The organism is Anaerococcus obesiensis, assembly GCF_016599815.1.
GTDB lineage: Bacteria > Bacillota > Clostridia > Tissierellales > Peptoniphilaceae > Anaerococcus > Anaerococcus vaginalis.
In genome coordinates this window covers 1,450,646-1,476,017 of the sequence record NZ_CP067016.1, presented here as the reverse complement: position 1 = coordinate 1,476,017, position 25,372 = coordinate 1,450,646, and the positions used below count along the sequence as shown (strand labels likewise).

Sequence of the window (25,372 nt, the reverse complement as noted above, 5' to 3'; positions counted from 1 at the left end):
AGTTACGTTTGAGCTGACATAGTCATTAATTACCTCTGTTACTTTTTCCTCGATTGTAATAACTCAGTCACCTCCAACTTATCTCTCAACTCTTCCAACGTTTCTGGCATACGTGTCAGATCAACAAAATACAGTCTAACTGTCGTTCCATCACCAGATTCAAATACTATATCATAATGATCACGCATCTCATCATTCAATGGATATAGAAGCCATATCTCTGATGTTTCATATTTCTTAGAGTACGCGTACATCTGATACATGTCACTATGAGAAATACCATAATTGGCACGCTCACTATTAATGAGACTTTTCCATTTTGTATCCATGATTACTGTTCTATCACCTCTCTTACAAACTATATCTGGCCTAAGTGCAAACTGACGTCTTGGCTCCATAAACAAATAGTATCCTTTGTCCTGGCTTGACACATCCCACCCTGCCGGTCTTAACACATTCTTCATCTGCTGCGCAACATAGCTTTCGTATACACTCTCCATTGGGAATAACAGAGCTCTTGATGTATTCTTGCCGGAAAATGTTGTAAATGATTTATTCATCAGAAATACCTTAGACCATTGCAAAAGCATTTCATAGTCTTTCGTATTTCTATCAATTTTCACCTGTGAAAAATCCTTCATATGATTCGTTGAGGGTTCCACCATTTCAAACGCTGTTAACAACTGTCTAATCTCTTTTGAGTTTTCAGCACTCGTTGTCAACTTCTGTAATTTAAGCAATGTCGCTTTCACTAGTTTGTTCTCTGATCTATTAGGATGGAATTCATCATAGGCTACATAGAATCTTTCCTTATGCGCAATGTTTGTTTTTATATGCTGACATGTAAGAAGCTTCCCTTTATAGAATTTGAGGTTATCTTCTTGTACAACATATGCAAATTTAATGCCACGCTTAACTAGCTGTCGTACTTCCTGTAGATACATGTTTATAAAAATCTCGTAGAGATTCATGCGTTCCACTTTTAAGTTGCCGTAGTTAAATACCTTACTAGGAAAATCCTTCATACTTTTTAGCATCTTCATGAAGATTCTTTTTGTTTCCTTATTACCGGCGTCTTCGCCAGAATCAAAACTAATCTTAGGAAGCACATGTACCTGGTAACCATTATTCATCTGAATCAGGCCTACGTAATTCTTGATAGTTATGACATCACCAACATTACGTTTATAGGAAATGCGCATGAAATCCAATGCATCAGCATCTTCTTCATCTCCAGAGAATTCATGGATAAATTCCACAAGGTCATGGAATATCACTACATCAAGATATTTATATTTTTCATTATTTTCAAAATCAGCATTTCCAGTAATTGTATCGAACTCTCGCACCTCTAGCAATTTATCCATTTATTTCACCACGATTTAAATAATCTGTTTGTAACTTTCAAGGTTTTCAAATGCCTCAGTGTTGATGGTGTATTTCTTGTCAGGAAGATCAATAACATCATCTGCATTGCCCTTGAATATATTTTTTACTTTAACCTCTTCATCAAGAATGAACTTTATTGAAGGATCTGTCTTTCCGTTATCTCCAAGAACCAATTGAATCTTCTGATAATCCTCATAGAAGTATTCCTGAAGGAGTGGAATAACAGATTTTTCAAAGATTACCTTTAAGGTTTCAATTGTTGGAGCTTTTGCAAGCTTCGTAAAGAATGCATGACCAATTGTGTGCTCTCTATCATAAAGGAAGGTAATACGTTCATTTATCTTTTCAAGCATAGCTGCAACATCAAGATCGTCTACCTTATCTGCACCGATATCTCTAAGGACATCTGCATCAGGCATCATTTCCACAAACTGAAATCTTCTACGAAGGGCAGTATCCATCAATGCGATAGAACGGTCTGCGGTATTCATTGTTCCGAGTATATACACATTAGATGGAACACTAAATGACTCACCAGAATAAGGAAGAACCGCCGCTACCTGCTCATCCATACTTTCACGTTTTGTATCCTCTATTAAGGTAATAAGTTCACCAAGTATCTTAGAAATATTACCTCTGTTGATTTCATCAATAACAAATACATGGGGTTTGGCTTTTTTATTTTCAGCATTAATCAGTTTGTAGAAGTTCTGAACTTTATATTTTGATTTTGCGATTGCATAATTGGAGAAACATCCACCAACAATGCCAATATCAGAGAAAGTAGCTGATAACCCGGTTACTAACCAGTTGACCTCACGTTTCCAATGGAACGGTTCACAGTCGATCTCTGATACTTCTTCATCATCAATCACACCCAGTGCTGCGATCTTATAGCCTCTTCCCAGTACAACCCAATCTCCCTTTTTCATTTTTGAAATCATGTTGCAATGACTCTTATCGTATTCATCGTTTGTTTCTACCATGATTACACCATTCTTTAGTAGATAATCTTCATAATCAAAAGGCACGTCTGAATCTCCAGCTCTATTTCTAATTATCCACAAATCTCCAAAACACTGAATATCATTATTCTCTGGTATACGAGCATCATCACAGAACTTTTTAAACACACCATCTTCAATGGTGTACCCAATATCAGAACCGTCATCTAATACCGGTTTGATACCTTCTATGAATTCTTCATATCCATAAGACTGATGGAATGTAGTAAACGCAACTCGACCCGTTGCTAACAACTCGCGATAACGAAGCATCACTTCGCCATAATCCATAGCTTTTACAATATCCAGAGCAAGCTGATCACAGATAGCCACAGCGTAAATTGCAGCGCTGTATGTTTTACCTGTTCCTGGGGGTCCATACAGGATCATATTTTTATCATATGCAATTACTGATTCTTCCTCCGATGTAAGATCAATGTGAGATAAATCCATTTCCTTTAACGCCTCCTCCAACTCACTTCTTAATTTCCAAGAATATCTAGTCTTATCCTTTTCAATTATATATCTTCCGACATACGGAATCGCATAATAGTGATGACGATCGCCATCAGATAAAAGTGGGCAATTCGTCTTTCTATGTACTCTCTCGCCAAAGTTACGGCCCCAGTTATTATATGAAACATCTGAGCCACCATAGATTTCAGATAGATTAATACATGTAGATTCACCGCCTAGTTCAATTATCATCTTAAACATTCTTAGGTTATCTTCATTTGTAACATTTGGATCCTTAAGCAATTCCATCCATTTTTCTTTTGTGATTCCCGGATCATATTCTTCTAAGCTTGGCCAGTATATAACGTCTTCGGCTTTCTTACCAATTAGTTCTAGCCACATCTTTTTCAACTCTGGTAGAACACTTGATTTGATCTCAATACCAGATCCCATTGGACTCCACTGCTGGTCAGGAAATTTTATTTTAAGGTCATCCTGCATCAACAATGGTTCTGTATCATAATCTTGAATCCAGTCGTATTCTGCATCTATATGATTAGCTTTAACTCCTGCTGCAGCTTTTTCAGGATCGTAGTGATCTGCTTCATAAGCTCCCTTTGCCACATATCCATGAGCAAGAATTCCTCTAGGTTTGGAACCTGTCTTTATTAAGAAAATTTCATCACCAACAACAGGTTGCTTACTTGCACAAGCCCAAGGCTCAATAAATTTATTTCCAAGCTTTGTATCTTTACACCATGCTTTGTAGTTTGCCCAATCCCAGTTTGCATGATTCCAGGTTAACAGCCATGCACGCCCAGTTGATGGTGTGGAGGATTTTCCAATAACATGTTCGTAATATGGAATGATCTTTTTTACTGCGGCCATTACATCAGCATCGTACTGTTCGTTTATTTTTTCCTCTACAGACTCAACATATACACAAAGCTGCACCTTTCGAATTTCGCCTGAATCAATCTTTGCTTTAATCTGGTCAACTGAATCTGTGATGATTGCTGGATTTCCCCACTCGTTACTTCCAGACACGTAAACCATTCCATCTTCTTTAGGAATATCTAAATGAGAATGGTATGATGCCATCGTTTTCTTATTGGCACCATCATTCTTTATTTCTAAACTGATGCGGTATCTTGTCATGCCATTGTTTTTCTCAACAAACAAAGAAATACTAGCAGGATTAGCTGTGTAATCCTTATATTTTATCTGCGCCCAGAGATACTTTCTGGTCTTCGTATTTGAGCCATCGAGCCATGAAATAGGCAAGCATTTATCCAAGCCAAACAATTGCTCGCAACGCGCTGCCATCTTCTTCATTTCAGCAACTGCTGCTTGTCCCTTTTCTTTAACCTTTAGAAGTCTATCCTTTTCTACTTGATCTACACCGGCTTCCTCTGGATTAGAGTATGGAACTTCCTGGTTATTATCCAAGTAATCTAATACTCCTTTGTAATCGATATTAATAGTTGTCATTTTCTTTATCACCTCTGGGTATTGTCTCCTTAACAAAGAAGAATAATTCTTCCATTGTCATCTGGAGACCGTTTATATCAAATTCATCTAAAATGCTTCATCCTTATAGGATATGATTTGTCAGAAAACTCATCCATGATTGAGAGTCGTCTTACAGTAGGATCAACCGCCGAATCAGCTCTCAAATAATTTTTTGTATGCTTTTCGTTATCAACATTAACCCACCGCGAAACTCTGGTAGAATCAACTTCACATGTTATCAACGATTGAGCTTTTTTCACTATATCTGACTGCTTAAGGAACATGTCTTCACGTATTGAATTCTGATTTATAGTATACTGTTCTGCAGCTAATAACGCTGCAGCAATCAAGACCACATCATTAACACTGTATTTATCCTCGGTGTCATCATTAGTTACCTGTTTAACTGTATATCAATATTTCTTAAAAAAATAATGGTATCTGTTCCTCCGCCAAATCCGCAAAGATAAAACTCTTCTCCGGTAACAATTGAGTAAGCCATAGCTCGAATATAAATAGACAAAAATTTCTCCCCTTCATAGATCAGATAATATGAACGTGGTTCCAGCTGTTCTTGATTTTCCTCTATGAACTTTTTAATCGCCTCTTTGAAGCGTTCTTTTTTACTTTAGACCATCCACATCAAACCCCTTATTTCTCTTACTAATATTAAAAAGTTTGCTATCCGTTTTTTTTAACTCACTCAAAACAGCCAACTTTTACCATTTCCCCAGGATATGTGACTGTTCAAAAACTACATCTATCTCATTTGCAATTAACATTAGCTCCTTTGTGCTTACTGTTTCTCGTTTCAAATTTTTATTTAAATTCTTTGGAGTATAACCGATTCTACGTGCCAAATCTTCAACACTTTTTCCTTTTTCTTTAGATAGATTTTTAATTAAATTAGACGTAATCATAATTCCATCTTATCTATCTAAAATTACTCTCTGAGAACATAATAACGTTAAATCATATTATAAACCAAAAGGTTGATATTTTCAATGTGCAACATGCAATGTTTGCACATCGTTAAAGGAAAAAAAGTAGAGCGTTTATGCCCTGCTTCCAAATTTCATTTATTCTCTTGCAATATCAATATCAATTCCTGCTTTAAAAATTACCTAAACTGGATCATCATATACTAGGATTTCCTTGACACATTTTCTTACTAGCTTCTCATCGTATTCGGCTAGTTTCATATCTGATTCATTGCAAATTCGATCAGCTCATCTATCTCGTTAGCAAGGATGTTATAGTCTTTTTTCGCATGAAAAAGTTTCACCAGTTCCTTCTGCTTTACCTTAAGTGTAATATTAATTTCTTCGAACTCTCCAGAATTGTCATATGCTAGAGCTTTGGAAATGTTCTCAATAAAAATCTCATTAATTAATGAGCATCTAATCAAAAGATTGAGCGCTTTAATCTTTGCCTCCTGAAGTTCCGTTTCCTTTACAGTAGGTGCATTGCAAGCTTCAAGCCCATTATCTACTCCGGTGCAGCATCTACATACATTAGATTTTTTGCATATATTGTTCCAAGTGATGCGTCTGTAGTATTCTCCGCTTATTTTTATACGCTAAATCTACAATTGCACAGAAATGCAATCTGCTATTTTATCTGGATGATTTGGATTTACTTTTTCAAACATTTTCTTTCTCTCTTTCTTTAAACAATGAAAATGCACTCGTGCCCAACGATAGAAACAAAGAAATCTATGATTTCGTCTTGTTTCATCGGAAGGGTGCAATATAATTACCTCCTTTGCCTTAGTAATTTCTCCATCATATCTTCTCCATAGTCTTCATAAACTTCTGTGCAGTTTTCTTTGACTATGTCATAAATCTCATACCATAGAAGATTAGCTGTTTTTTGAAACTGACTAGACATCTGTACAAATGGTGATGCAATAACTCCTCCAGTAGTAGGATGCTTTCCCAATAGTCCAAATTGACTTATTGCTTCTTCACATTGAATGTATCTTGCAAAAGCCTGGGAGTAGGATTCTAATAATCTTGGATTTACTAAGTTTTCACAGTTTCTCTGTTTTAACCATCCCCAAGTCTCTTTATATATTTCATCAGCACCAAGTGGTATACCATTCTTTTGCTTTGCAGATAGATAGTCACTAGGTGTAGGCATATCTGTTCCATCAAGAACTGCTCCATCTGGTAAGTCAACTGCATCTATTTCTTCTGGAGTAAATGTTGGAATATCATTCATTAGTATTTCTACTTTTTTACCTTTTTCTATTTTTTCAGCAGCAGGCTGTGGTTTCCCTCCTGCTTTTACTCTTCTTCCACCTCTGTATGTTCCGTCTTTAGCGATAGTATCACCTCCTAATACTTAAATATAAAATCTCCCTTCAATAAACAATATTGTTTACTGTAGGGAGATTTTAGTTTAACTATGTTTGTCTAAAAATAGAAAAGATCCTCAAATTTCTTTTCTAAAGCAATGCAAAGTATCAATGCTAATTTAGCAGTGGGGTTAAATTGACCAGTTTCAATTGAGCTGATTGTGTTTCTTGAAACACCCACCTCATCAGCTAACTGTTGTTGTGAATAGCCTTTTTCTTTTCTGACTTCTTTTAAATGATTTTTGAGAACTAGTTTATCATCCATAATCCATCACTACTTTAATGTTATAAGGTTAGCTACAAATAAGGCAATTCCTATAATCGCCATAAGTATCCCCATTAACAATTGCTTTCTTTCTTTTAATTTTGTATACTTAACAAGTTCTTTCGTTGCTTCAATACTAAAATAAATACTTAGTATTCCATAATTAAAGGAATTGAAGAAAAAAGCTTCAATTCCAAATAGGATGGCGGCAACAGCTAATCCGATTTGACTGGAAACTTCACCTGCTTTTTTAAAAATATCAACCATCATCTCATCGTGATATTTATACTCCTCACGACTTCTTGCTAAAACTTCATCTCTCTTCATATTTATTCTCCTTTATTCTTTTGACAAGTTTACTTGGTATTTATATTATATCATGCCAAGTTTTATTGTCAATAGATTAGAATAAATATTTTACTTTTCTAATGATATTCTTTAATATCCCCTTTGAACCCGTTTTTTTGTGAGTGAGAGGTCGGAACCATGGGTGTTAAATTTTGCTATATAGAAGTTGACTCCACCTCCCCTCAATACTTTTCATTATAAAATCTGTCTCTATCTCTGCATGAATTTTAGAGTGACAATACTTACAAACACTCATCAAATTAATTTTATCATGACTTCCACCAACTGATAAAGGTTTAATATAATGGACGTGTTCAACTTTTTTCATTATATTTTCTTTTAAACATCTTTCACGAATAGGATGCTTGTTTATATATCTTTTACGAATAATTCTCAATGCTTTACCATAACACTTATGTGTTTCTATGTTTCTTTTATATCGTTCGTAGTTTCTGTTAAATTCTTTCTTATTTTCTTTACAGAATCTTATATCATATAATTCAGGATAACCTAGATAGGAACATGTCTTTTAGGTTTTCTTGGCATTATATCACCCCATAGAAAAAGCCCTGGAGATAGAATCTCCAAGGCTTGGAATTATTTTTCTACTATAAACATACTACATTTTTATACTGACTTTCAATGACATATTCTATTCGATTGTTAATTAATCTCACTTAAATTAACTTCGTATTTATATTTGTCAGATTTATAGAAAATTTCAACATATTCTACAATATTATTTTTTCTATCCTTTGTTAATCTTTCAATATACAATAAAGGAGAATCTTCTTCAACACTCAATATTAGAGCTGTATCTTTGTCTGATTTTATTGCCTCTATACTTTCTTTTGCATTGTTTACGATAATCCCATTTTTTTCAAAAATCTTATATAGAGATGAATAGCAATCATAAAAATCATCTTTCTTCAGTCCGATAAATTTTAAAGGTATATAAGCTATGTTTAACCCATAAATCTCCCCCTTTATAAATCTCTGTCTAACTAACCTATAAACTTTATCATCACTATTTAAATTCAATTCTGATTTTATCTTTTCATTTGGTATTATTGTGCTTAAATCTATTAACTTAGAAGTTACATTATGATAAAAATTATCCCTACTAAATCCTCCATAAACTTTAATCTGAAGTATTTCCTTATTTGATTTCACAATTGTTGGCTTTCCCGATGACTTTTTTATTAATCCTTCATTTTCAAGTCTATCCATGGCTTTTCGTGCCGTTATTCTACTAACTCCATAATTCTCCATTATTTCTTTTTCTGAATAAAACACGTCACCTTCATAAAACTTTTTAGATAGTATCATTTCACGAAGATCATTGAAAATATTATTGTATAAAGACATAATCCTCCTATTTTTATAGATTTATTTTTTCTATTTCTCTCGCTAGTTCTCTAATTCCCATTTTATTTTTTTCTTCTAAAATATCAATCATATTCTCAATTTTGTCATTGATTTCATAACATATTGAACCAGCCATAGTACCTGTTATTATAGCCACAGTATCAGTATCATAACCAATATTTACAGCATCAATAACTGCTTCAAAAGGATTATTTTCATTAGCCTTTAATATGCCAAAGGAAATAGGTACTGCTTCTGAAACATGCAAGCCACTTCCTATTATATCATATAAATCCTTCATAATTGAATCTTTATCTTTAGATTGTGATGCAATTTTTAATGCTAACTTTATTCTTTCAGTCACACTAGCACCACCAACTTCTCTTGATACTAGTATTCCTTTCTCTTCTCCTATTATAGAGCCTTCTATACCTGACTTTATTATATCATTAATGTTAGAATTTTCTTTAAGCCCAGTGCTAATAGCAGACGCTACAGCACACGCTCCAGAAATCGCTAAATGATTATCATGCGTAACTCTAGTTATTGTTATGGCATCTTCAATAGCTTTATTTGGATTTCCCGGATTAAAAAGCCCAGCTGGTGAAATTTTCATTGCTGATCCATTTGTAGCTTTAGAAGAATAATCTACAGTTACAGCTCCAGGTGCTTTCTCTAATTCCTTAGCACCTGTTTTAAACATTTTTACTGCACTTCTAGTTGTTGGGCCTGCAAACCTATCAAAATATTGAGGCATATCTGACCATTCCAAAATTGCTAATTTTACAATTTTTTCATTTATAACACCGTTATTTTCTAAGATTTTTCTGCACAATAAATAAGTTTGAGAAAAATCATCTGTAACTTGTCCAGCTTCATTTCCTAACGCAAAATTTGCTTCATCTGGTTTTAAAAATTCTTGAACTTTGCCATTAAATTTTTTTCTTATTTGATTAAAAGATAAATTTTCAGTTGCAGCACCCATCGCATCGCCTATTGCCCCATATGCTAAGCTATTTAATATTTTACTCATCTATTTCTCCTTTAACTTTATTTTCTTCTTTCCAACCTAATAATAATGTCAATATCATGCCACCAAAGAAAGCTATAGCTAATCCAATACAATAAGCCCACAAAGTTGGTCCAGCAAATGCAGGTATTGTAGTTAAACCTCCGAAAACAAAGGCATATCCTACTACATTGAATGCTCCCATAAAAGCTCCACCCATCGCTGCTCCTAAACAACCAGCAATTAATGGTGTTTTAAAAGGTACTCCTAATCCATAGATTGCTGGCTCTACAATTCCAGATAAGAATACCGACATTATTGATGAAACTGAGAAATTCTTTAATTTTTTGTCTTTACTTTTTAGAAAGATTGCAAAAGCTGCCCCTGCCATACCAAAATTAGCTGTAGCCCCATATGCTATCAATGGAGAAGATCCAGTAGTTGAAATTTGTGGTATTATAACTGTTGTATTAGGTGCCCAATGTACACCAAACATTATTAAAATATTCCATATACCACCAACAATTGCGCCTGTAATTATGTTATTCCAAGATGTAATTACTTCTACAAATTTTGCAATTCCAATACTTATATAATTTCCAACAGGTCCTATAACTACTGTTAATAAAGGAATCATTGTGATTATTAATATAGTTGGGATTGCTACAAGATGTAAACTACTTGGTAAAACCTTTTTCAACTTATTCTCAATTTTACTCTGAACAAATACTAATAGTATTGGTGGGATCACTTGACCAGAATATTCAAATACTGGCACCGGTAAACCAAATAGTGAAACAACTGTACCTGGATTGCCATTCATTAAATTCAGAAATCCTGGCATTGATACTGCAGCCATAATTGCTGCTGCAATTGGCATACTACATTTAAGTTGTTTAGCAGTTGACATAGCTACTAAAATTGATAAAATACTAAAAACTGATGTTGCTGCTGATGTCAAAATAATATCAGTAGTACTTCCTCTTTCTAATATTCCTAATTCAATAGCTAAAATAGTAAAACCTCTTATCAAACCAGAACCAGCAAATAATGGTAATAAAGGACGAAAAACACTCACAACAAACGATATGAATCTATCTAATATACCTTGTTTTGATTCCTCTAATTTCAAATCATCCTCTATCAATATATCAACTTTCTTCTCTGAATTAATATTTGAGTTGTCTATAATTTGATTATATATACTTTCTACATTTGTTCCAATTATTATTTGAAATCTATTCTTATCATCAACGACTCCAACTACACCATCTAATTTCTTTATTTCATCAACTTTAACCAAATCATATGATTTAAAAGTAGGCCTAAGCCTTGTTGCGCAGTATGTCAATTTGATTATGTTATTTTCTCCGCCCATTAAATCAAGTATTTTTTTACCTAGAGAATTCATAGATACCTCCTAAATATAATAATGTTATAACGTTATAATCTTTATTTAAATGTAACATATTCAATCACTAATGTCAACGTTTTCAAAAAGAATATTTAATTATATATCTTTTCTAATTTGTCTAAAGCGATTTTGTATAGCCTATATATATGTCTAACATTATAATTCATATTCTGTGCAATTTTTCTTATGTATTATAGTTTAGATATCTTTTCTCAAGTAGCAATTTTAACTCTTCATCATTAATATCATTTATTAAACTGTAAATATTAGATTTTAACTCCATAAGTTTATTGATATCATTATTAATATCTTTTTATAAATGTAATATTTTACATATCAATTCTTCATGTTTAAATATTATACTAGTATTACTTGGTATATATGAAAATATCACCGTTGCTTTTGTCAATAGTTTATCTAAGGTTTCTGCAAGTTCCAACATTGAATTTATCATCTTGTCTAAATAAAAAGCTTGCTTTAAATATTCTTTTATATTCATTTCTTACCTCCATAAGTTTTGAGGTAAGTTATCCATATAACTTCTACTCATTTTAGATTTTCTTTTACTGCATCGATTAATGTAGCTTGAGTTTTATTTTTTCTTTCTAATGCTTTCTTCACGTTTTCATCAATTGTATCCTTTTCTAAGATGTGATGAATTACAACTGTTTCTTTCTGCCCCTGCATATAATGTCTAACATTGGTTTGCTCATATAATTCTAAGGACAAAATAAAAGAAAACCAAATTAATATTTATACACCTACTTGAAGGTTAAGTCTATGACCTACTGATGCTGGATTAATAATAGATAATGGGACTATATACTGATTCCATTCTTTAAAGTCCTTACTTGTTTTAAGATCCCTTACATCAAACCTATCTTTATTCTTTTCAAGTCTGACTTATACCAATAGGCTATCGGAACAGGTTTTCCATTTGCACCCTCTATTAAATTTTCTAAAGCATCAATTTTTCTATCATGAATACGGATCATATTTTTATCTTCATCATAAACTGAGCCTGATGCCATTTGCAGTAACTTATTAGAAAGGGCTGCAGAATTAACTGCATCTATATCTTTTTCCTTAATACTAACAACCAAGTCTTTTTTAAGGTCTCTAAGATATCTCTTTCTTTATCTGATAGATTTACAAGACTTCATTGTTTATCTTCTTTGGCATTTTTAGATAATCTTCAGCTTTCATAGAAACTGTTATATCTGATATCTTTTCATAGATTGCATCTTCAGCAAAAGGCAGTGGTTTGTAAGAATAAATGATTGGTCCATTTCTCTTATCTGGTTTGAAGTAGATTTCCCTGTACTGACCAATAAATCTTCCAAGTCTCTCTCCCATATCAAGCAGTCTAAACTCAGCCCATAAGTCCATTAGACCATTAGATGATGGAGTTCCAGTAAGACCAACTATTCTTTTTACCTTTGGTCTTACTTTCATCAAGGCTTTAAACCTCTTTGACCTATTAGACTTAAAAGATGATAGTGGCTTGAAAACAAGACCATCCAGCTACTTGATAAGCTAGGTTTATTCAAGTGTTAAATCAACCTAATCCACCTTCTTATCTTTTAATGAGTCAGTAATAACATTGACTTCAGGAATGTACTTCTCAAACTTCTCCTTTTTTCCCACTTACATTATTTCTTATTGCTGCAATAGATCTTTTTATTTGTCAAATTAAGCTTGGCATAGACCACTAATTCCTTAAAACATATAGATATATTTATAGTTTAAAGATTTTCTTGGATATTATTTAGACAAGTCATCCCTTATTAACAAGTTATTAGAATTTTCATTCATCACTCTATATCTTTGTCATTATGAATCTATGAGAATAAGTATATAAAATTATCTCATATATTTTCCAATATAAAAATTATTTTTAGTAATCTACTAGAAAATAATTGCAGATATGTATAATTCTAATAATTTTATATATGTACACCTTCTTATATAGTCATCATTCTTGCTATTATATCAAAGTTTGCATAGCAAGATATATCTTGGTAAGATTGATTTAGCATTATCTTAAATTTAGTTTTGGTGATATTAAAAATAAAATATCCTGGGAAAGTTACAATAACTTGTCTATTCTGTCCACTCTTCCTAAAAACATCTATACTGTCTACATGCCTCTATAATTCTTGATATTGATATGTTCCCACAAGGTATTTTCCAAAAAGAAAAATTGCTTTTAGGATTTCTTTTAAAATCCTAAAAGCCATTTATTTCAACACTTTTATAGCCTGTCATCTTATTTTCTTGACATCAATACTACAGTCTCCACATGTGTTGTCTTTTGCTTGGGAACATAATTTATTATCCTCGTCATTCTTGTAGGAGCACAATTTATTAATATCATTGTCTTTGGCATTTTTTCTTTTATCTTTAAAATTATTTGAATCTTGACTATATTTAACTCCTGTTTTGAAATAGAATGTTAAGTCATAAGGATGAACGATTCCGTCTTTGTCGATTCTGCCAACCACGACTTTATCAACTATGCTTTCAAATACTGTTCTGTTAAATTCTTCTATAATTTCTCTATTCTCTAACACCTTTTTAAATTGCTTTAGTCTTTCTTTAATAGAATTTTCATCTTTTATTGTTAGTTCCAGTGTTTTCTTTTCATCAAGTAATTCTTCTTTTTGTTTTGTCAGTTTTTTATACTTTTTAGCATAAACTTCTTCGTCTATACTATCTTCTAAATGAAGATCAACTAACTTTCTTTCTTGACTAATGATTCTGTTTAATTGGTTTTCTAACTTTTTCAAATCTTTGACTAAAGTATTATCATTTATTTCTTCTTCTACAATTTTTAAAAAGTCATCTATTACTGTTGAATCTGCATGGCATAATTGCCTATAGCTTTCAACAAAAGCTTTTTCTATTGCCGCTTCTTGTATTCCTTTTGAATGAGGGCAATATTTTTTACCTTTTTTTGTTGACCTTACACATTGCCAGTTAATTTTTTTGTAAATTGAACTTGTGTGCCAGGTTCTTCTTGAAAGTATTTCTCCACAAAATCCACATTCCAGCATACTTGAAAAAGCGTATTGTCTTGATAGTTTCTCTCTTTTTCTATCCTTATTAGCAATGGTGTTTCTGTTTTGTGCTCTCCTGAGTCTAATCTCTTGTGCCTTTTCAAAATCTTCTCTTGATATAATTGGCTCGTGATGATTTTCAATGTGATATTTATCAGATTCACCAAAATTTGCTAGTCTTCTTTTTGTTATGGGATCAACTGTGAAGGTCTTTCCCATTAGTATATCTCCAATATACTTTTCATTTTTAATTATTCCTAACACTGTAGTATCAGACCATTTTGTTTTACCTCTAGGGGTGAGATATCCTTGCTCTTCTAGTTCCCTGCCAATGACTGAGCCACCATTGCCCTCTAAATATCTTTTAAAGATGTATCTGACAATTTTGGCTTCTTCTTCATTTATAGAGATACTTTTTGTTATAGGGTCATAATCGTATCCAAGACAACCTTGAAAACCAATAAGCTCCCCCTTTTCCATTTTCATTTTCAGTCCTTTTTCTACATGGGCTGAGGTATTTTCTACTTCTTGTTGAGCTACTGAACTTAATATTGTTAATAATAGCTCTCCATCCATTGTCAAAGTATCTATATTTTCTTCTTCAAATACTACACCAACGTTATTTTCCTTTAGCAGTCTTACATATTTCAAAGTATCTAATGTGTTTCTTGCAAATCTTGATATAGATTTTGTTATTATCATATCTATATCTCCATTTTGGCAATCACTTATTAGTCTCATAAAATCTGCTCTTTTTGTTGCGGTTGTTCCTGTAGTTGCTTCATCTGCATATATACCAGCCAAAGTCCAGTTCTTATTATTTTTTATTAGATTTGTGTAATAATCAACTTGCGATTTATATGATTCAAGTTGGTCTTTACTATCTGTACTTACTCGACAATATGCTGCAACTCGTTTTAATTCTAAATGTAGTACCTTTCTATTTCTTGCTCCTGTATTTGAAGCTTTTATTAATTTTACTTTAGTATTCATTTTACCTCCTTCCCATTTTGTGTCTTTCTACAGTGTTAGTATATCACAAGATTAATTACTTTCTATCCATCTTCTTATAATCATTTTCTATTCTATTTTTTATTTTTGTATATTCCTTATCATTAATTAATTTAAGATCATAAAGTCTACATAACATAGCAACTCTCATACTATAAATCTTTATTGCTTGCATTTTACCTCCTATGTAAGTTATTTTTTTACCTTGATAAGTGGATTAAATTTGAAATATGCTAATCTCACATAATCAATTTCAAGAATATTCACACTTCAAAGTATTTTGATTTTTATAGAAAGATGACAAAATACCCCTCACTTTATAAAGTGAAATTTGCCCTCTTTGGTAACCAGAATTTTTATTTTTCTATAGTATTTTTGAGTTTTAATGTTAAATTGAACATAAAAAATGAGGACTTATGCACATAGGCATAAATCCTCTAATCTAAATTTTTCTATTCAAAGACTTTAAATCTTTCTTCCTATCAATTATTTAATTTCCATGATTCCGCCTTAGCTTTTGCATTTATAAGGTCAGAATAAAGTCCATTATTTTTAATCAGTTCTTCATGATTTCCACGTTCTACTATTTCTCCATCTTTTAAGACTAAGATTTGATCTGCATTTCTTATGGTTTTTAATCTGTGGGCAATCATAATTACTGTTTTGTTTTTTGTTAATGATTCTATTGCTTCTTTAAGTTTATCTTCATTTTCTGGATCTATATTTGCTGTTGCTTCATCAAAGATAATTATGTCTGCATCTTTTAGCATGGCTCTGGCTATGGAGATTCTTTGTTTTTCTCCACCTGATAGACTTGCTCCACCTTCCCCAATAATAGTGTCATATCCTTCTGGTAAAGCTTCTATAAATTCATGACATCTTGCTTTTTTTGCAGCTTCTACAACTTCTTCATGGCTTGCATTTTGTTTTCCAAATTTTATATTGTTTTCAATTGTATCTTCAAATAGATATACATCTTGAAATACCATGGAAATAGAATTCATTAAGTTTTCTATCTTATAGTCTTTTATATTTTTTCCACCTATTAAAATTTCGCCAGAATTTACATCCCAAAATCTCGCTATGAGATTACAAAATGTTGTCTTACCAGATCCAGATGGGCCAACAATGGCAGTCATAGTATTTTCTTTTATCTCTGCTGATACATTTTTTAAAATTGGTCTATCATCATAAGAAAAGCTGACATTTTTAAAGACTATATCATGATTTTTTATAGACTCTGTAATACTTCCTTCTCTCATATCAGGCATAGAGTCGATAAAACCTACAGAATCTATAGCATTTTCGCAAGCTCTTAGGATTGCCATGTTTGATCCTGCCCCGATTAAGCCTTCAAAGATAATAAAGGATGCCATAATCATAAGAATTGTTTCAGCAAGTGGAAGTTCACCAGATAAATTTAATTTTAATGATACATAGACCATAGCTACTGTTGTTATTCCCATTACAATTCTTTGGATAACTGTGTAAGGTGCTACAGATATTTCTAAATCTAAAAGTATATTTGATGTATCTTTTATAGACTTTCTCAAAGCCCTGTTATTTTCTCCACCAAGATTATAGGATTTTATAACCTGCATTCCTTGTAAAGTTGCTAATACTTCTTTTGTAAGTCTTGTTTGTGTTTCTGTCATTTTGTCTGCATTAGCTGATGATTTTTTCTCCATCATTGATGTAACGATGAAAAATACTACCACACCTGCTACAGCAACCAGTCCTACCTTTACATTAAAAATTAAAGTTCCAAGGACAAAGACTAAAGTATTTAAAACTCCACCAAGTACAAGAACCAAAAGCATAGGCACCCACATTTCTGCTTGGGAAAGTGAAGATGTAGCAATAGTAGTTAATCTTCCTAGTGAAAAGCTTGAAAAGAAACCCATAGGAACTCTTTTTATTTTTTCTCCTATTTCTATCCTCTTATGAGCTGCCATAAAATATCCAGCGTGTGTTTGTGCCATTTGTGATGATTTTTGTGTCATTATCTTTCCAACAAGGGATATAACTAATATTCCAAGACAAACAAAGATAGCCTTATAGTCTAAAGTTTTAGAAAAAATATTTACTAGCATATAGTAAATTGCACCAAACTCAAGGGCATTAAATACTGCGTGCAAAAATCCAGCGAGAATAGATTTCTTAATATATACCTGTTCTTCTTTTGAAAAATTCCATATCTTTTTAAACACATTAAGCATTTTCATCACCCCTTAAATTTGCAGCATACATTTCCTTATAAAGTTCTGATGACTTTAATAGTTCTTCATGAGTACCATAAGAATTTAATTTGCCATCTTTAATAACAAATATCCTATCTGCATCAACAATTGTCTTTAGCCTATGAGCGATTATGATTAAAGTTTTACCCTTAACTAGATTTGCCAAGGCGTTTTGTATGAGAGCTTCATTTTCAGGATCTATATAAGAAGTTGCTTCATCTAAAATTACGATTGGTGCATTCTTTAGCATGGCACGGGCAATAGATATTCTTTGTCTTTCTCCTCCAGACAGATGACCTCCACCTTCACCAACTCTTGTATCATAACCATTAGATAGATTCATAATAAAATCATGGCAGGCAGATTTTTTACATACATCTATAATTTCTTCGTCAGAGGCATTCTTATTTCCAAGCCTAATATTTTCCTTTATAGTCATATCAAAGAGGAAATTGTCTTGGGATACAAAAGAAATAAGTGAAGACAAGTTTTCGAGCGACACATCTTTTGTTTCTACTCCGCCAATTTTAATAGATCCCTTATCTACATTCCAAAATCCAGCAATGAGTTTTGCTATTGTGGACTTGCCTGACCCAGAAGGACCAACAAGTGCTGAAACAGAAGATTCTTTTATTTCCATAGAAAGATTATCTATAACCTTATTTTTTCCATCGTAGGAAAAGTCTACGTCTTGAAGTTCTATATTATAGGATTCTATTTTTTCTCCCTTGTCAATATTTTCTAACTCTCTTGAATCTAAAATCTTTCCTATTTCAGAAGTTATAGTTGATATTCTTGACATATCATCCATATAGTTCATTATTTTTAAAATGCTAGAAACTGTAGCAAAGGATAAGACGATTAAGGTAATTAAATTTCCTAAATCAATACTTCCATTTATATAAAATAAAATCCCAAAGGGTATGATTGTAATAATTCCCATAGGAGAAAGTAATCTACCTATGGCAACCCTATTCATAGATTCACCCATCCAGTTATAATAAAAGCTTGCATTATCATAAACTGCATCAGCGTATTTTTTATAAGATGATTCGCTTTGATTAAATGTCTTTATTACTTCTATCCCATTTATATACTCAACAATAGAATTATTCATGTGTTGACCAATAGCAACTGACTTTCCAAACATTTCCTTATAATGAGCATTCATAACAGACATCATGGTAGCCATTCCCACCACAAAAGGAATTAGTGATAGCAAGGTCAATCGCCAATCTAAGGTAAACATGTAAATAAACAATAGAATAGGTCCTACTAAATTTGCAGTAAATTCTGGCACTAAGTGGGCAAGGGATGTTTCCATAGAATCAACTTGCTCAACAATTATATTTTTAAATTCCCCTGAAGATCTTGATAATACATCTCCCAATGGCATCTTGAAAAGTTTCTTAGAAATATCATTTCTAATTTCTCCTAATGAGTTAAAAGTTGCGGTATGGGAAATACTTGTTGATATTCCTGCTGCCACTTCTTTAATAACAAATGTTATTAAAATATTTATGCATAGTGGAGTGTATAAGCTCATATCCCTTATGCCATTAATCAAATTCACAATAATTTTCGCCATGTATATATAAGAAAAAAGACCAGCCACTACTCCAATTATTGCCAGTAAGATTGACATAAAATATGAGCCTTTTCTCTTTTTTACATATTGTTTTATTAGATCCATCAAATCCCCTCCTTAATAAATCCTCGTAATAATAAGATAGGTCTATCCATTCACTACTTTATAGATAGACCTGCCTTAAATTCAATTTATTAACCTATTCTCATTTAGCTTTTACACTATAAATATTGAAAAATTGTGGTGTACTTGTAAAGTCATATCCATCAATTTTGTCATTTCTATATAAAATCATTTCTTTTGAATAAGAAAGAGGCAAATCCATAGCGTTTTCGTTTGAATATACTATAGCTTTTTGTATATTATCTTTAATCTCCCCTTCATCTGTAGAAGTGGAAGCCTTCTTTATTGCGTCAATATATATATTGGAATCTGAAAGTGCTTTTAATGGCATTAAATGTGGATCCATTTCAGTTACTGATTCTTGTAAGAACTTGTGAGGTTCAGTATAAGAACCCTCTGTATTCCATGTTGTCAAATGGAATTCTCCCTTTATACCATCTGTCCACCATGACATTTGATCTTTTTCAACTATGTCAACATCTATACCTACTTCTTTTAATTGCGTCTTTATTGCAAGTGCAGTTTCCTTAGCAAGTACTAAATCTGACCAGTAAACATATTGAAGCTTTAATGGACTTCCGTCCTTTTCTCTTATTCCTGTATCTTTATTAAGTTTCCAACCCGCTTCATCTAGCAAGCTATTTGCCTTTTCAGGAGCATAACTATAATTAGTTGGATAATTTGCATCACAATAAGTCACATTTTTAGGGAATAAAGTTTCAGCTACATCTTCATATGAGTATGTTAAACTGTCGACAATGTCTTTTTTGTTAATTGCATAATTAATTGCTTGGCGAACTTTTAAATCTTCTAATTCTTTTTTACTTGGATTTAAAATTAGATTCTTAGTCAAAGTCCTATTTTTATTGACTTTTCCAGTAACATCCTTAATTTCAGAACCTTTTTTGAAGTCATCATAATTTATTAAATCTGCTCCATAAATTAAATCTATTTCCCCTTTATTTAAGGCTTGAAGTCTTGAGGAAGCATCGGGAATATATTTGACAATAACTTCATCATAGTAAGGTTTTTCCCCATGATAATTTTCATTTCTAACAAATTTTGTATATTCTCCAGATTTAAATTCTTCATATACATAAGGACCTGTTCCTATATTTTCGGTAAATGTCTCAAAGTTTCCCTCAGTAAATGACTTTGGAGATGGCATCCCCAATACATTTTGGAAACAAAAGCCATTTATATAAAATTTAGACGGATTTTCATAATGAACAGCAATCGTATTATCATCAATAACTTCTGTTGATTTTATCTCTGCAACAGCCCTAATGCCTGCAAAGTTAGGATTAGACTTATCAAAGTCTAATATTTTTTTCACTGCATCAGCATTAAAATCTTCACCATCTGAAAACTTTACCCCGTCCTTTAATTTAAAGATTAAAGTTTTGCCATCATCTTTATATTCAAAGCTTTCAGCAAGTTTTGGTACAATTTCACCGTTTTCATAAGCTACTAGGGTTTCGTAAATTAAACCACACGCCATATTATTTTCCTTATTCATTGTTAAAGTCGTAAGGTTTGTCAGTTCTTTAGCAGTACATAAGGTTAAAACCTTCTTGCTTTCATCTTTTGTGTTTTCACTTGCTACATTTGAATTTTCTTGTGCTTTTTCTTGATTCTTTTGGCAACCTCCTAGTAAAATTGAAAAACTAAATACAAGTGCCAATAAAACCATCATATTTTTTCTAAGTTTGATCATTTCTATCTCCTTTGCAATTTTCCTTCTCTCAATATTTTTCCTTTCTTTATCTCTATGATATAATCTGAAATCTGTTTTGCTTGATTTATATCATGAGTGATAAAAATATAAGAAATACTATGCTTAGATTGATAATAAAAAAGTAAGTTTAGTACTTTTTCAATCGTCAATAAGTCAAGCCCAGCCGTGACCTCATCTAGTATTAAAAAATCAGGATTAACCATAAGGGCTCTTATGAGCGACAATCTTCTTTGCTCGCCTCCAGATAGTTGGTGAACGGGCACATCTAATATTTCCTTTTTTAAATGTAAATCCTCGCAAAATAATAACACCTTTTCCTTTCTTTCCTTTTTCGACAAGTTTGTTAAATTAATAAGCCCTTCTTCCAAATTTTTAAAAGTGCTTATACCAGGATTTAAAGTACCAGATGTATCCTGGAAAACAGACTGGATATTTTTTCTATATTTTCTTATTTTTTTTAATTTTAATTTTGAGATATCTACAGAATCATAGAGTATAGATCCTTCATCTATTCTTTCTAATCCTATTAATGCTTTTGCAATGGTGCTTTTACCAGATCCGCTTTCACCAATTAAACTTAAGTTATCTCCCCTTTTAAGTGAAAAGGAAATTTGATCTAGAGCTTTAAATGTCCCCTTTACTGTTTCAAAAGAAAGACTAACATTACTCATAGCTATTTCGTCCACTCCCATTCACCTCCAGAATCTAATATCTTCTTACTACATTCAACAAATTTTCTTGTCCATTCCTCTTTAGGACTTTCAAATATATCTTTACTACTACCCTTTTCTATAACACACCCATTTTCTATCACATAGATGCAGTCGCTATATTTTTTAAGAATTTCGGCATCGTGTGTTATTAATAAAATTCCTTTCCCTTTGAAATTTGCTTTAATCAATTCAAAAAATAATGATGAGTTATAATTGTCTAAGGCTGATGTTGGTTCATCAGCAATTATATAATCAGTATTTAGTCCCATAGATATCGCTAAAATCACACGCTGAATCATGCCTCCAGAGAGTTCAGTTGGATATGAATCTAAAACTCTTTCATATTCAAGATTGACGCTTTTGAGCTTATCTTTTGCTATACTTAATGCTTCTGATTTATTTATATTAAGATTAGCAATATATATTTCAACCATTTGACTTTTTATCTTTTTTCTTTTGTCAAAAGAAATCATGGGAAGTTGAGGAATAAAAGCGATGTTTCTATTGTTGCTATTGATATTATCTTTTTCCAATATATCGAAATCATCTATAGTAATAGTTCCAGAACTTACTTTTAAATCCTCTGATAAAATCCCAAGTATTGTGTTTACTAATGTAGTCTTTCCAGCACCACTGGGTCCAGTGAGACCAATAATTTTTCCCATAGGAATTCTAAGAGAAATATTATTTAAAAGATTGTTTCCTTTTTTATCTTTAACTTGTAATTGATTAACCAAAATCATATCTTCACCTTCTATTCGCTTCTTTTGCAATAATATTAAAAGACATTGTAGTAATAAAAACTGCAAAAATAGGGTAAATTATGAGTTCTGGCTTAATAAATATTGAATCTCTCGCTTCTAAAATCATAGAACCCCACTCCACAACATTTTCTCCAAGTCCAATTCCTATAAATGAAAAACCAGTAATTGCTAAAATCATATCCGCACAGGACAGACAAATATAATGAACTAAATCTAATAATATATTTGGTAGTATATGAACTAGAACCAACCTAGTCTTTGAAGCACCAAGTGAAATCATACAAGTGCAATAAGCTTTATCATATTCAATATTTATTTGAGTTCTAACAAGTCTTAAAAATCTCAATATATATGAAACAACCAGAGCGATTAATGTAGTTTTTATTCCATTTCCCCAAGATGCTATAAATATGATTAAATAAGCAATTGGTGGTATAGCCGTTACAGCATTAATAATCGAATCTACTATTACATTCTTTTTCATGGTAACTTTTGACGTTAGTGTACCTAAAAGCAAACCTAAAGTAAAAACAATAATTGATGCCGTCATAACCATAAATAATGTAGTTTTCCCCCCGTACAGTATTCTCGATAAAACGCACCTGCCCATACTATCATTTCCCAAAAGATACTTAGAACTTGGATTTGCAAATCTAAGGGGAAGATTAACTTCTAAGGGATCATTAGGGGCAAAAAAACTTCCAAAAAATATAAATAAAATCACTAGGAAAGGAAATAATGTCCTTTTGTTTATTTTCATTAATCTCCCCTTTCCTTTATCAAAAGATCGTTTATCAAATCTGATATTATATTAGCAAGTGCAATAAATAATGCTAAAAAGAAAACCAACCCATGAATCATCGTTGCATCACGATTTATTACAGAATTTACAATCAAATATCCAAATCCTGGAATAGAAAAAACTCCCTCAACTATTGCCACATTTGCAATCATAAGTCCAATACTCTGAAAGAAATTTGGAATTAACTTTACTATCGAGTTTGGCAATATATGTTTCACGAACAAAGTAAATTCCTTTAGACCATTTGCTCTAAAAAACATAATATAATATTCACCATTCTCTTTGTCTAAAGCATCTTTAAATAGTGGATAATAAAAAGAAGCCCCAAATATCCCTAAAGTTATTGCAGGAAGTAGATAGTTTGTAATGCCAATATTACCTGCTACTGATAGCAAATCCCACTTTACTGCAAATATATCAAGTAAGATAATAGCAATATAAAAGCTAGGAATTGAAACACCAATAAGGCATAAAAGATTTATAAGCTTATTGATTATCTTGCTCTTCCATAAGAAAGTAATACATCCCAAAGATAATACTAAAATTACCTGCAATATTGCGGAAAAGAAAACAACAGATAAAGTTTTTGGCAAAGCCAACATTATATTATCCCAGACTGGTTTACCATTGCTTAAAGACTGTCCTAAGTCTAGAGAAAAAAGATTTTTAATCCAGTTAAAATATTGCTTATATACAGGTTTGTCAAAACCAAATCTTATTCTTACGTCTTCAATTTGCTCAGGTGATGGACTTCCGATATGTCTTTTAGCATATGCAGTGGCTGGATCGACGGGAGATAATTTCATTAAAACAAATGATAAAACACTAACAATTAATAATGTCATTATTAGCTCATAAAATTTTTTTAAAAATGTCTTTTTTGTATTCATTTTTATACCATAATTTAAGATCAGCCTAATAATTCAGGAAATTTATTTTTCAAATAATCTTCTAACATCTTTTTGATTGTTTCTTTATTTTCAATAAAAATTTCTTTTTGATTTAAACTTTCATATCCTAAAATCAAAGTATTTACAAAGGTCACTAAAAACTCATCTTCAAAAATAGATGAGAGCTTATCGTTTGGAGGAAATGCAGACGATAAAATTTCTGTGTTTGTTTCTTTTAAATTTTCAAACATTTCACACAATCTTTTATCTTCATTTTGTAGTTTCAAAAAAATTGCATATATGCTTTTAAATTCATTTTCATCATAAATTCTTTCCATCATCATCTCAGTAATTGCGTCTAAAGTCGTTAACTTAGATGTGTCGATAGTTTTGTTTTTTTCTCCTCTATATTTGATACCTGATTTCATAAAATCATAAATCATTTCATAGGTTGAACCATAATGATAGTAAACACCACCTTTACTTAAACTGACTTTTTCTATAACATCTTCCATAGTTGTATTTTGGAAACCCTTTTCTAAAAAACATGTCTTTGCCGCTTCCAGAATTTCTAACTTCCTTTTTTCTCCTACTTTCAATTTTTTATCATTCAAAACTTTATCTCCTGTCAATAAATAATTCCGACGCTACCGTCAGTTTTATTGTAACTCATTTGATAATTAATTTCAATACATGAATTATTTTAAAATTTAGTAATCTTATTTAAGATATTTGCTTGAACGCCCTTTATACTTCTTTATTAATTTCTTTAAATGCGGTATAATTAATAAAACTTAATACACGCTTAACGCTTATAACTTTAATAGCAAGCACAGTAAGTGAGTACCCACTTACGAAAAATTGATGAAGCAGAACCTTTATGGACTGCTTCTTTTTTTATCAATTTTTAGCTTGTTAGGGAGAACCCTAAGACCCCAATAATTTATAATAAGGAGATATACTATGGATAATAGAAAAAGAAATAATCAACTAAAAATATATTTAACAGATGAAGAAAAAGAAATTTTTGAAAAGAAAATGAAACTTGCAAATTGCAAAACTATGTCCCACTTTCTTAGAAAATGTGTATTAGAAAAAGAAATTTATGTTGTAGATTTAGAACCATTTAGAAACCTACAATGGCTACTTTCAAATGCAACAAATAATATAAACCAGATTGCAAAAGCTACTAATACAACTGGTATTATTTACAAGAATGAAATCGAATCAATGAATAAACAGATAGAAAAATTATCAAAAGAAATATGGCAGATCCATTCCCTACTTCTAAATAAATCAAAAGAAAGTTCTGGTGATTAG

Annotated in this window: 26 protein-coding genes; 1 reads left to right on the top strand and 25 read right to left on the bottom strand. The window is 31.7% G+C overall.

Features of this window, described 5'->3' with window-relative positions:
- Positions 1–38 precede the first annotated feature (38 nt).
- The 25 genes from I6H46_RS07415 to I6H46_RS07295 form a co-directional block, all read right to left on the bottom strand.
- The gene (locus tag I6H46_RS07415; protein WP_019117793.1) at positions 39–1,367 is read right to left on the bottom strand and encodes an McrC family protein; all 1,329 of its coding nucleotides are present in this window, start codon (positions 1,365–1,367) and stop codon (positions 39–41) included.
- Between the two features lie 15 nt (positions 1,368–1,382).
- Entirely contained in the window at positions 1,383–4,340 is a 2,958-nt protein-coding gene (locus tag I6H46_RS07410) for an McrB family protein (RefSeq protein ID WP_019117794.1), read from the bottom strand.
- An 83-nt stretch (positions 4,341–4,423) separates the two neighbouring features.
- On the bottom strand, positions 4,424–4,621 hold the full coding sequence (locus I6H46_RS07405; RefSeq protein ID WP_234287341.1) for a hypothetical protein: 198 nt from the start codon (positions 4,619–4,621) through the stop codon (positions 4,424–4,426).
- Positions 4,622–5,080: 459 nt separating this feature from the next.
- Positions 5,081–5,281, bottom strand: coding sequence for a helix-turn-helix domain-containing protein (locus tag I6H46_RS07400; protein ID WP_019117797.1), 201 nt, complete (start codon positions 5,279–5,281; stop codon positions 5,081–5,083).
- A gap of 835 nt (positions 5,282–6,116) precedes the next feature.
- Complete coding sequence (locus tag I6H46_RS07395) at positions 6,117–6,584, bottom strand: P27 family phage terminase small subunit (protein WP_431604211.1); 468 nt, start codon at positions 6,582–6,584, stop codon at positions 6,117–6,119.
- A 194-nt stretch (positions 6,585–6,778) separates the two neighbouring features.
- Positions 6,779–6,985, bottom strand: coding sequence for a helix-turn-helix transcriptional regulator (locus I6H46_RS07390; protein WP_004816384.1), 207 nt, complete (start codon positions 6,983–6,985; stop codon positions 6,779–6,781).
- Between the two features lie 9 nt (positions 6,986–6,994).
- Positions 6,995–7,312 carry a DUF6442 family protein gene (locus tag I6H46_RS07385; protein ID WP_019117802.1) on the bottom strand — a complete coding sequence of 106 codons (318 nt, stop codon included), beginning with the start codon at positions 7,310–7,312 and terminating at the stop codon, positions 6,995–6,997.
- 166 nt (positions 7,313–7,478) lie between these two features.
- Complete coding sequence (locus I6H46_RS10120) at positions 7,479–7,730, bottom strand: HNH endonuclease signature motif containing protein (RefSeq protein ID WP_234287340.1); 252 nt, start codon at positions 7,728–7,730, stop codon at positions 7,479–7,481.
- Positions 7,731–7,996: 266 nt separating this feature from the next.
- A complete protein-coding gene (locus I6H46_RS07375) occupies positions 7,997–8,701 on the bottom strand; it encodes a GntR family transcriptional regulator (RefSeq protein WP_019117804.1) in 705 nt (234 codons plus the stop codon).
- A 13-nt stretch (positions 8,702–8,714) separates the two neighbouring features.
- Entirely contained in the window at positions 8,715–9,734 is a 1,020-nt protein-coding gene (locus tag I6H46_RS07370; protein WP_019117805.1) for an ADP-ribosylglycohydrolase family protein, read from the bottom strand.
- The gene (locus tag I6H46_RS07365; protein ID WP_019117806.1) at positions 9,727–11,121 is read right to left on the bottom strand and encodes a PTS transporter subunit EIIC; all 1,395 of its coding nucleotides are present in this window, start codon (positions 11,119–11,121) and stop codon (positions 9,727–9,729) included. The genes I6H46_RS07370 and I6H46_RS07365 overlap by 8 nt, the downstream gene beginning before the upstream one ends.
- A 316-nt stretch (positions 11,122–11,437) precedes the next feature.
- Complete coding sequence (locus I6H46_RS07360) at positions 11,438–11,623, bottom strand: hypothetical protein (RefSeq protein WP_019117807.1); 186 nt, start codon at positions 11,621–11,623, stop codon at positions 11,438–11,440.
- A gap of 47 nt (positions 11,624–11,670) precedes the next feature.
- Entirely contained in the window at positions 11,671–11,811 is a 141-nt protein-coding gene (locus I6H46_RS07355; RefSeq protein WP_154645831.1) for a hypothetical protein, read from the bottom strand.
- Positions 11,812–11,990: 179 nt separating this feature from the next.
- A complete protein-coding gene (locus I6H46_RS07350; protein WP_004838644.1) occupies positions 11,991–12,227 on the bottom strand; it encodes a hypothetical protein in 237 nt (78 codons plus the stop codon).
- A 46-nt stretch (positions 12,228–12,273) separates the two neighbouring features.
- Positions 12,274–12,579, bottom strand: coding sequence for a DEAD/DEAH box helicase family protein (locus I6H46_RS07345; protein ID WP_200225757.1), 306 nt, complete (start codon positions 12,577–12,579; stop codon positions 12,274–12,276).
- An 809-nt stretch (positions 12,580–13,388) separates the two neighbouring features.
- On the bottom strand, positions 13,389–15,176 hold the full coding sequence (locus tag I6H46_RS07340; protein WP_200225755.1) for a recombinase family protein: 1,788 nt from the start codon (positions 15,174–15,176) through the stop codon (positions 13,389–13,391).
- A 55-nt stretch (positions 15,177–15,231) separates the two neighbouring features.
- The gene (locus I6H46_RS07335) at positions 15,232–15,369 is read right to left on the bottom strand and encodes a hypothetical protein (protein WP_186821912.1); all 138 of its coding nucleotides are present in this window, start codon (positions 15,367–15,369) and stop codon (positions 15,232–15,234) included.
- Between the two features lie 307 nt (positions 15,370–15,676).
- Positions 15,677–17,413 (bottom strand): ABC transporter ATP-binding protein, encoded by a 1,737-nt coding sequence (locus tag I6H46_RS07330; protein WP_200226309.1) that lies wholly within the window; start codon positions 17,411–17,413, stop codon positions 15,677–15,679.
- Complete coding sequence (locus I6H46_RS07325; protein ID WP_019117945.1) at positions 17,406–19,127, bottom strand: ABC transporter ATP-binding protein; 1,722 nt, start codon at positions 19,125–19,127, stop codon at positions 17,406–17,408. The genes I6H46_RS07330 and I6H46_RS07325 overlap by 8 nt, the downstream gene beginning before the upstream one ends.
- Before the next feature lie 100 nt (positions 19,128–19,227).
- Positions 19,228–20,862: an ABC transporter substrate-binding protein gene (locus tag I6H46_RS07320; RefSeq protein WP_019117946.1), complete on the bottom strand. Its 1,635-nt coding sequence runs from the start codon at positions 20,860–20,862 to the stop codon at positions 19,228–19,230.
- Positions 20,863–20,864: 2 nt separating this feature from the next.
- Positions 20,865–21,575: an ATP-binding cassette domain-containing protein gene (locus I6H46_RS07315; protein ID WP_019117947.1), complete on the bottom strand. Its 711-nt coding sequence runs from the start codon at positions 21,573–21,575 to the stop codon at positions 20,865–20,867.
- Positions 21,557–22,339: an ATP-binding cassette domain-containing protein gene (locus I6H46_RS07310; RefSeq protein WP_019117948.1), complete on the bottom strand. Its 783-nt coding sequence runs from the start codon at positions 22,337–22,339 to the stop codon at positions 21,557–21,559. Before I6H46_RS07310 ends, I6H46_RS07315 begins: the two co-directional genes overlap by 19 nt.
- A 4-nt stretch (positions 22,340–22,343) precedes the next feature.
- Positions 22,344–23,120, bottom strand: coding sequence for an ABC transporter permease (locus I6H46_RS07305; RefSeq protein WP_004816322.1), 777 nt, complete (start codon positions 23,118–23,120; stop codon positions 22,344–22,346).
- Complete coding sequence (locus I6H46_RS07300) at positions 23,120–24,052, bottom strand: ABC transporter permease (RefSeq protein ID WP_019117949.1); 933 nt, start codon at positions 24,050–24,052, stop codon at positions 23,120–23,122. The genes I6H46_RS07305 and I6H46_RS07300 overlap by 1 nt, the downstream gene beginning before the upstream one ends.
- A 20-nt stretch (positions 24,053–24,072) precedes the next feature.
- The gene (locus I6H46_RS07295; RefSeq protein WP_019117950.1) at positions 24,073–24,666 is read right to left on the bottom strand and encodes a TetR/AcrR family transcriptional regulator; all 594 of its coding nucleotides are present in this window, start codon (positions 24,664–24,666) and stop codon (positions 24,073–24,075) included.
- Between the two features lie 349 nt (positions 24,667–25,015).
- On the opposite strand from I6H46_RS07295, the gene I6H46_RS07290 reads away from it, so the two are divergent.
- Positions 25,016–25,372, top strand: coding sequence for a plasmid mobilization protein (locus I6H46_RS07290; protein WP_200225753.1), 357 nt, complete (start codon positions 25,016–25,018; stop codon positions 25,370–25,372).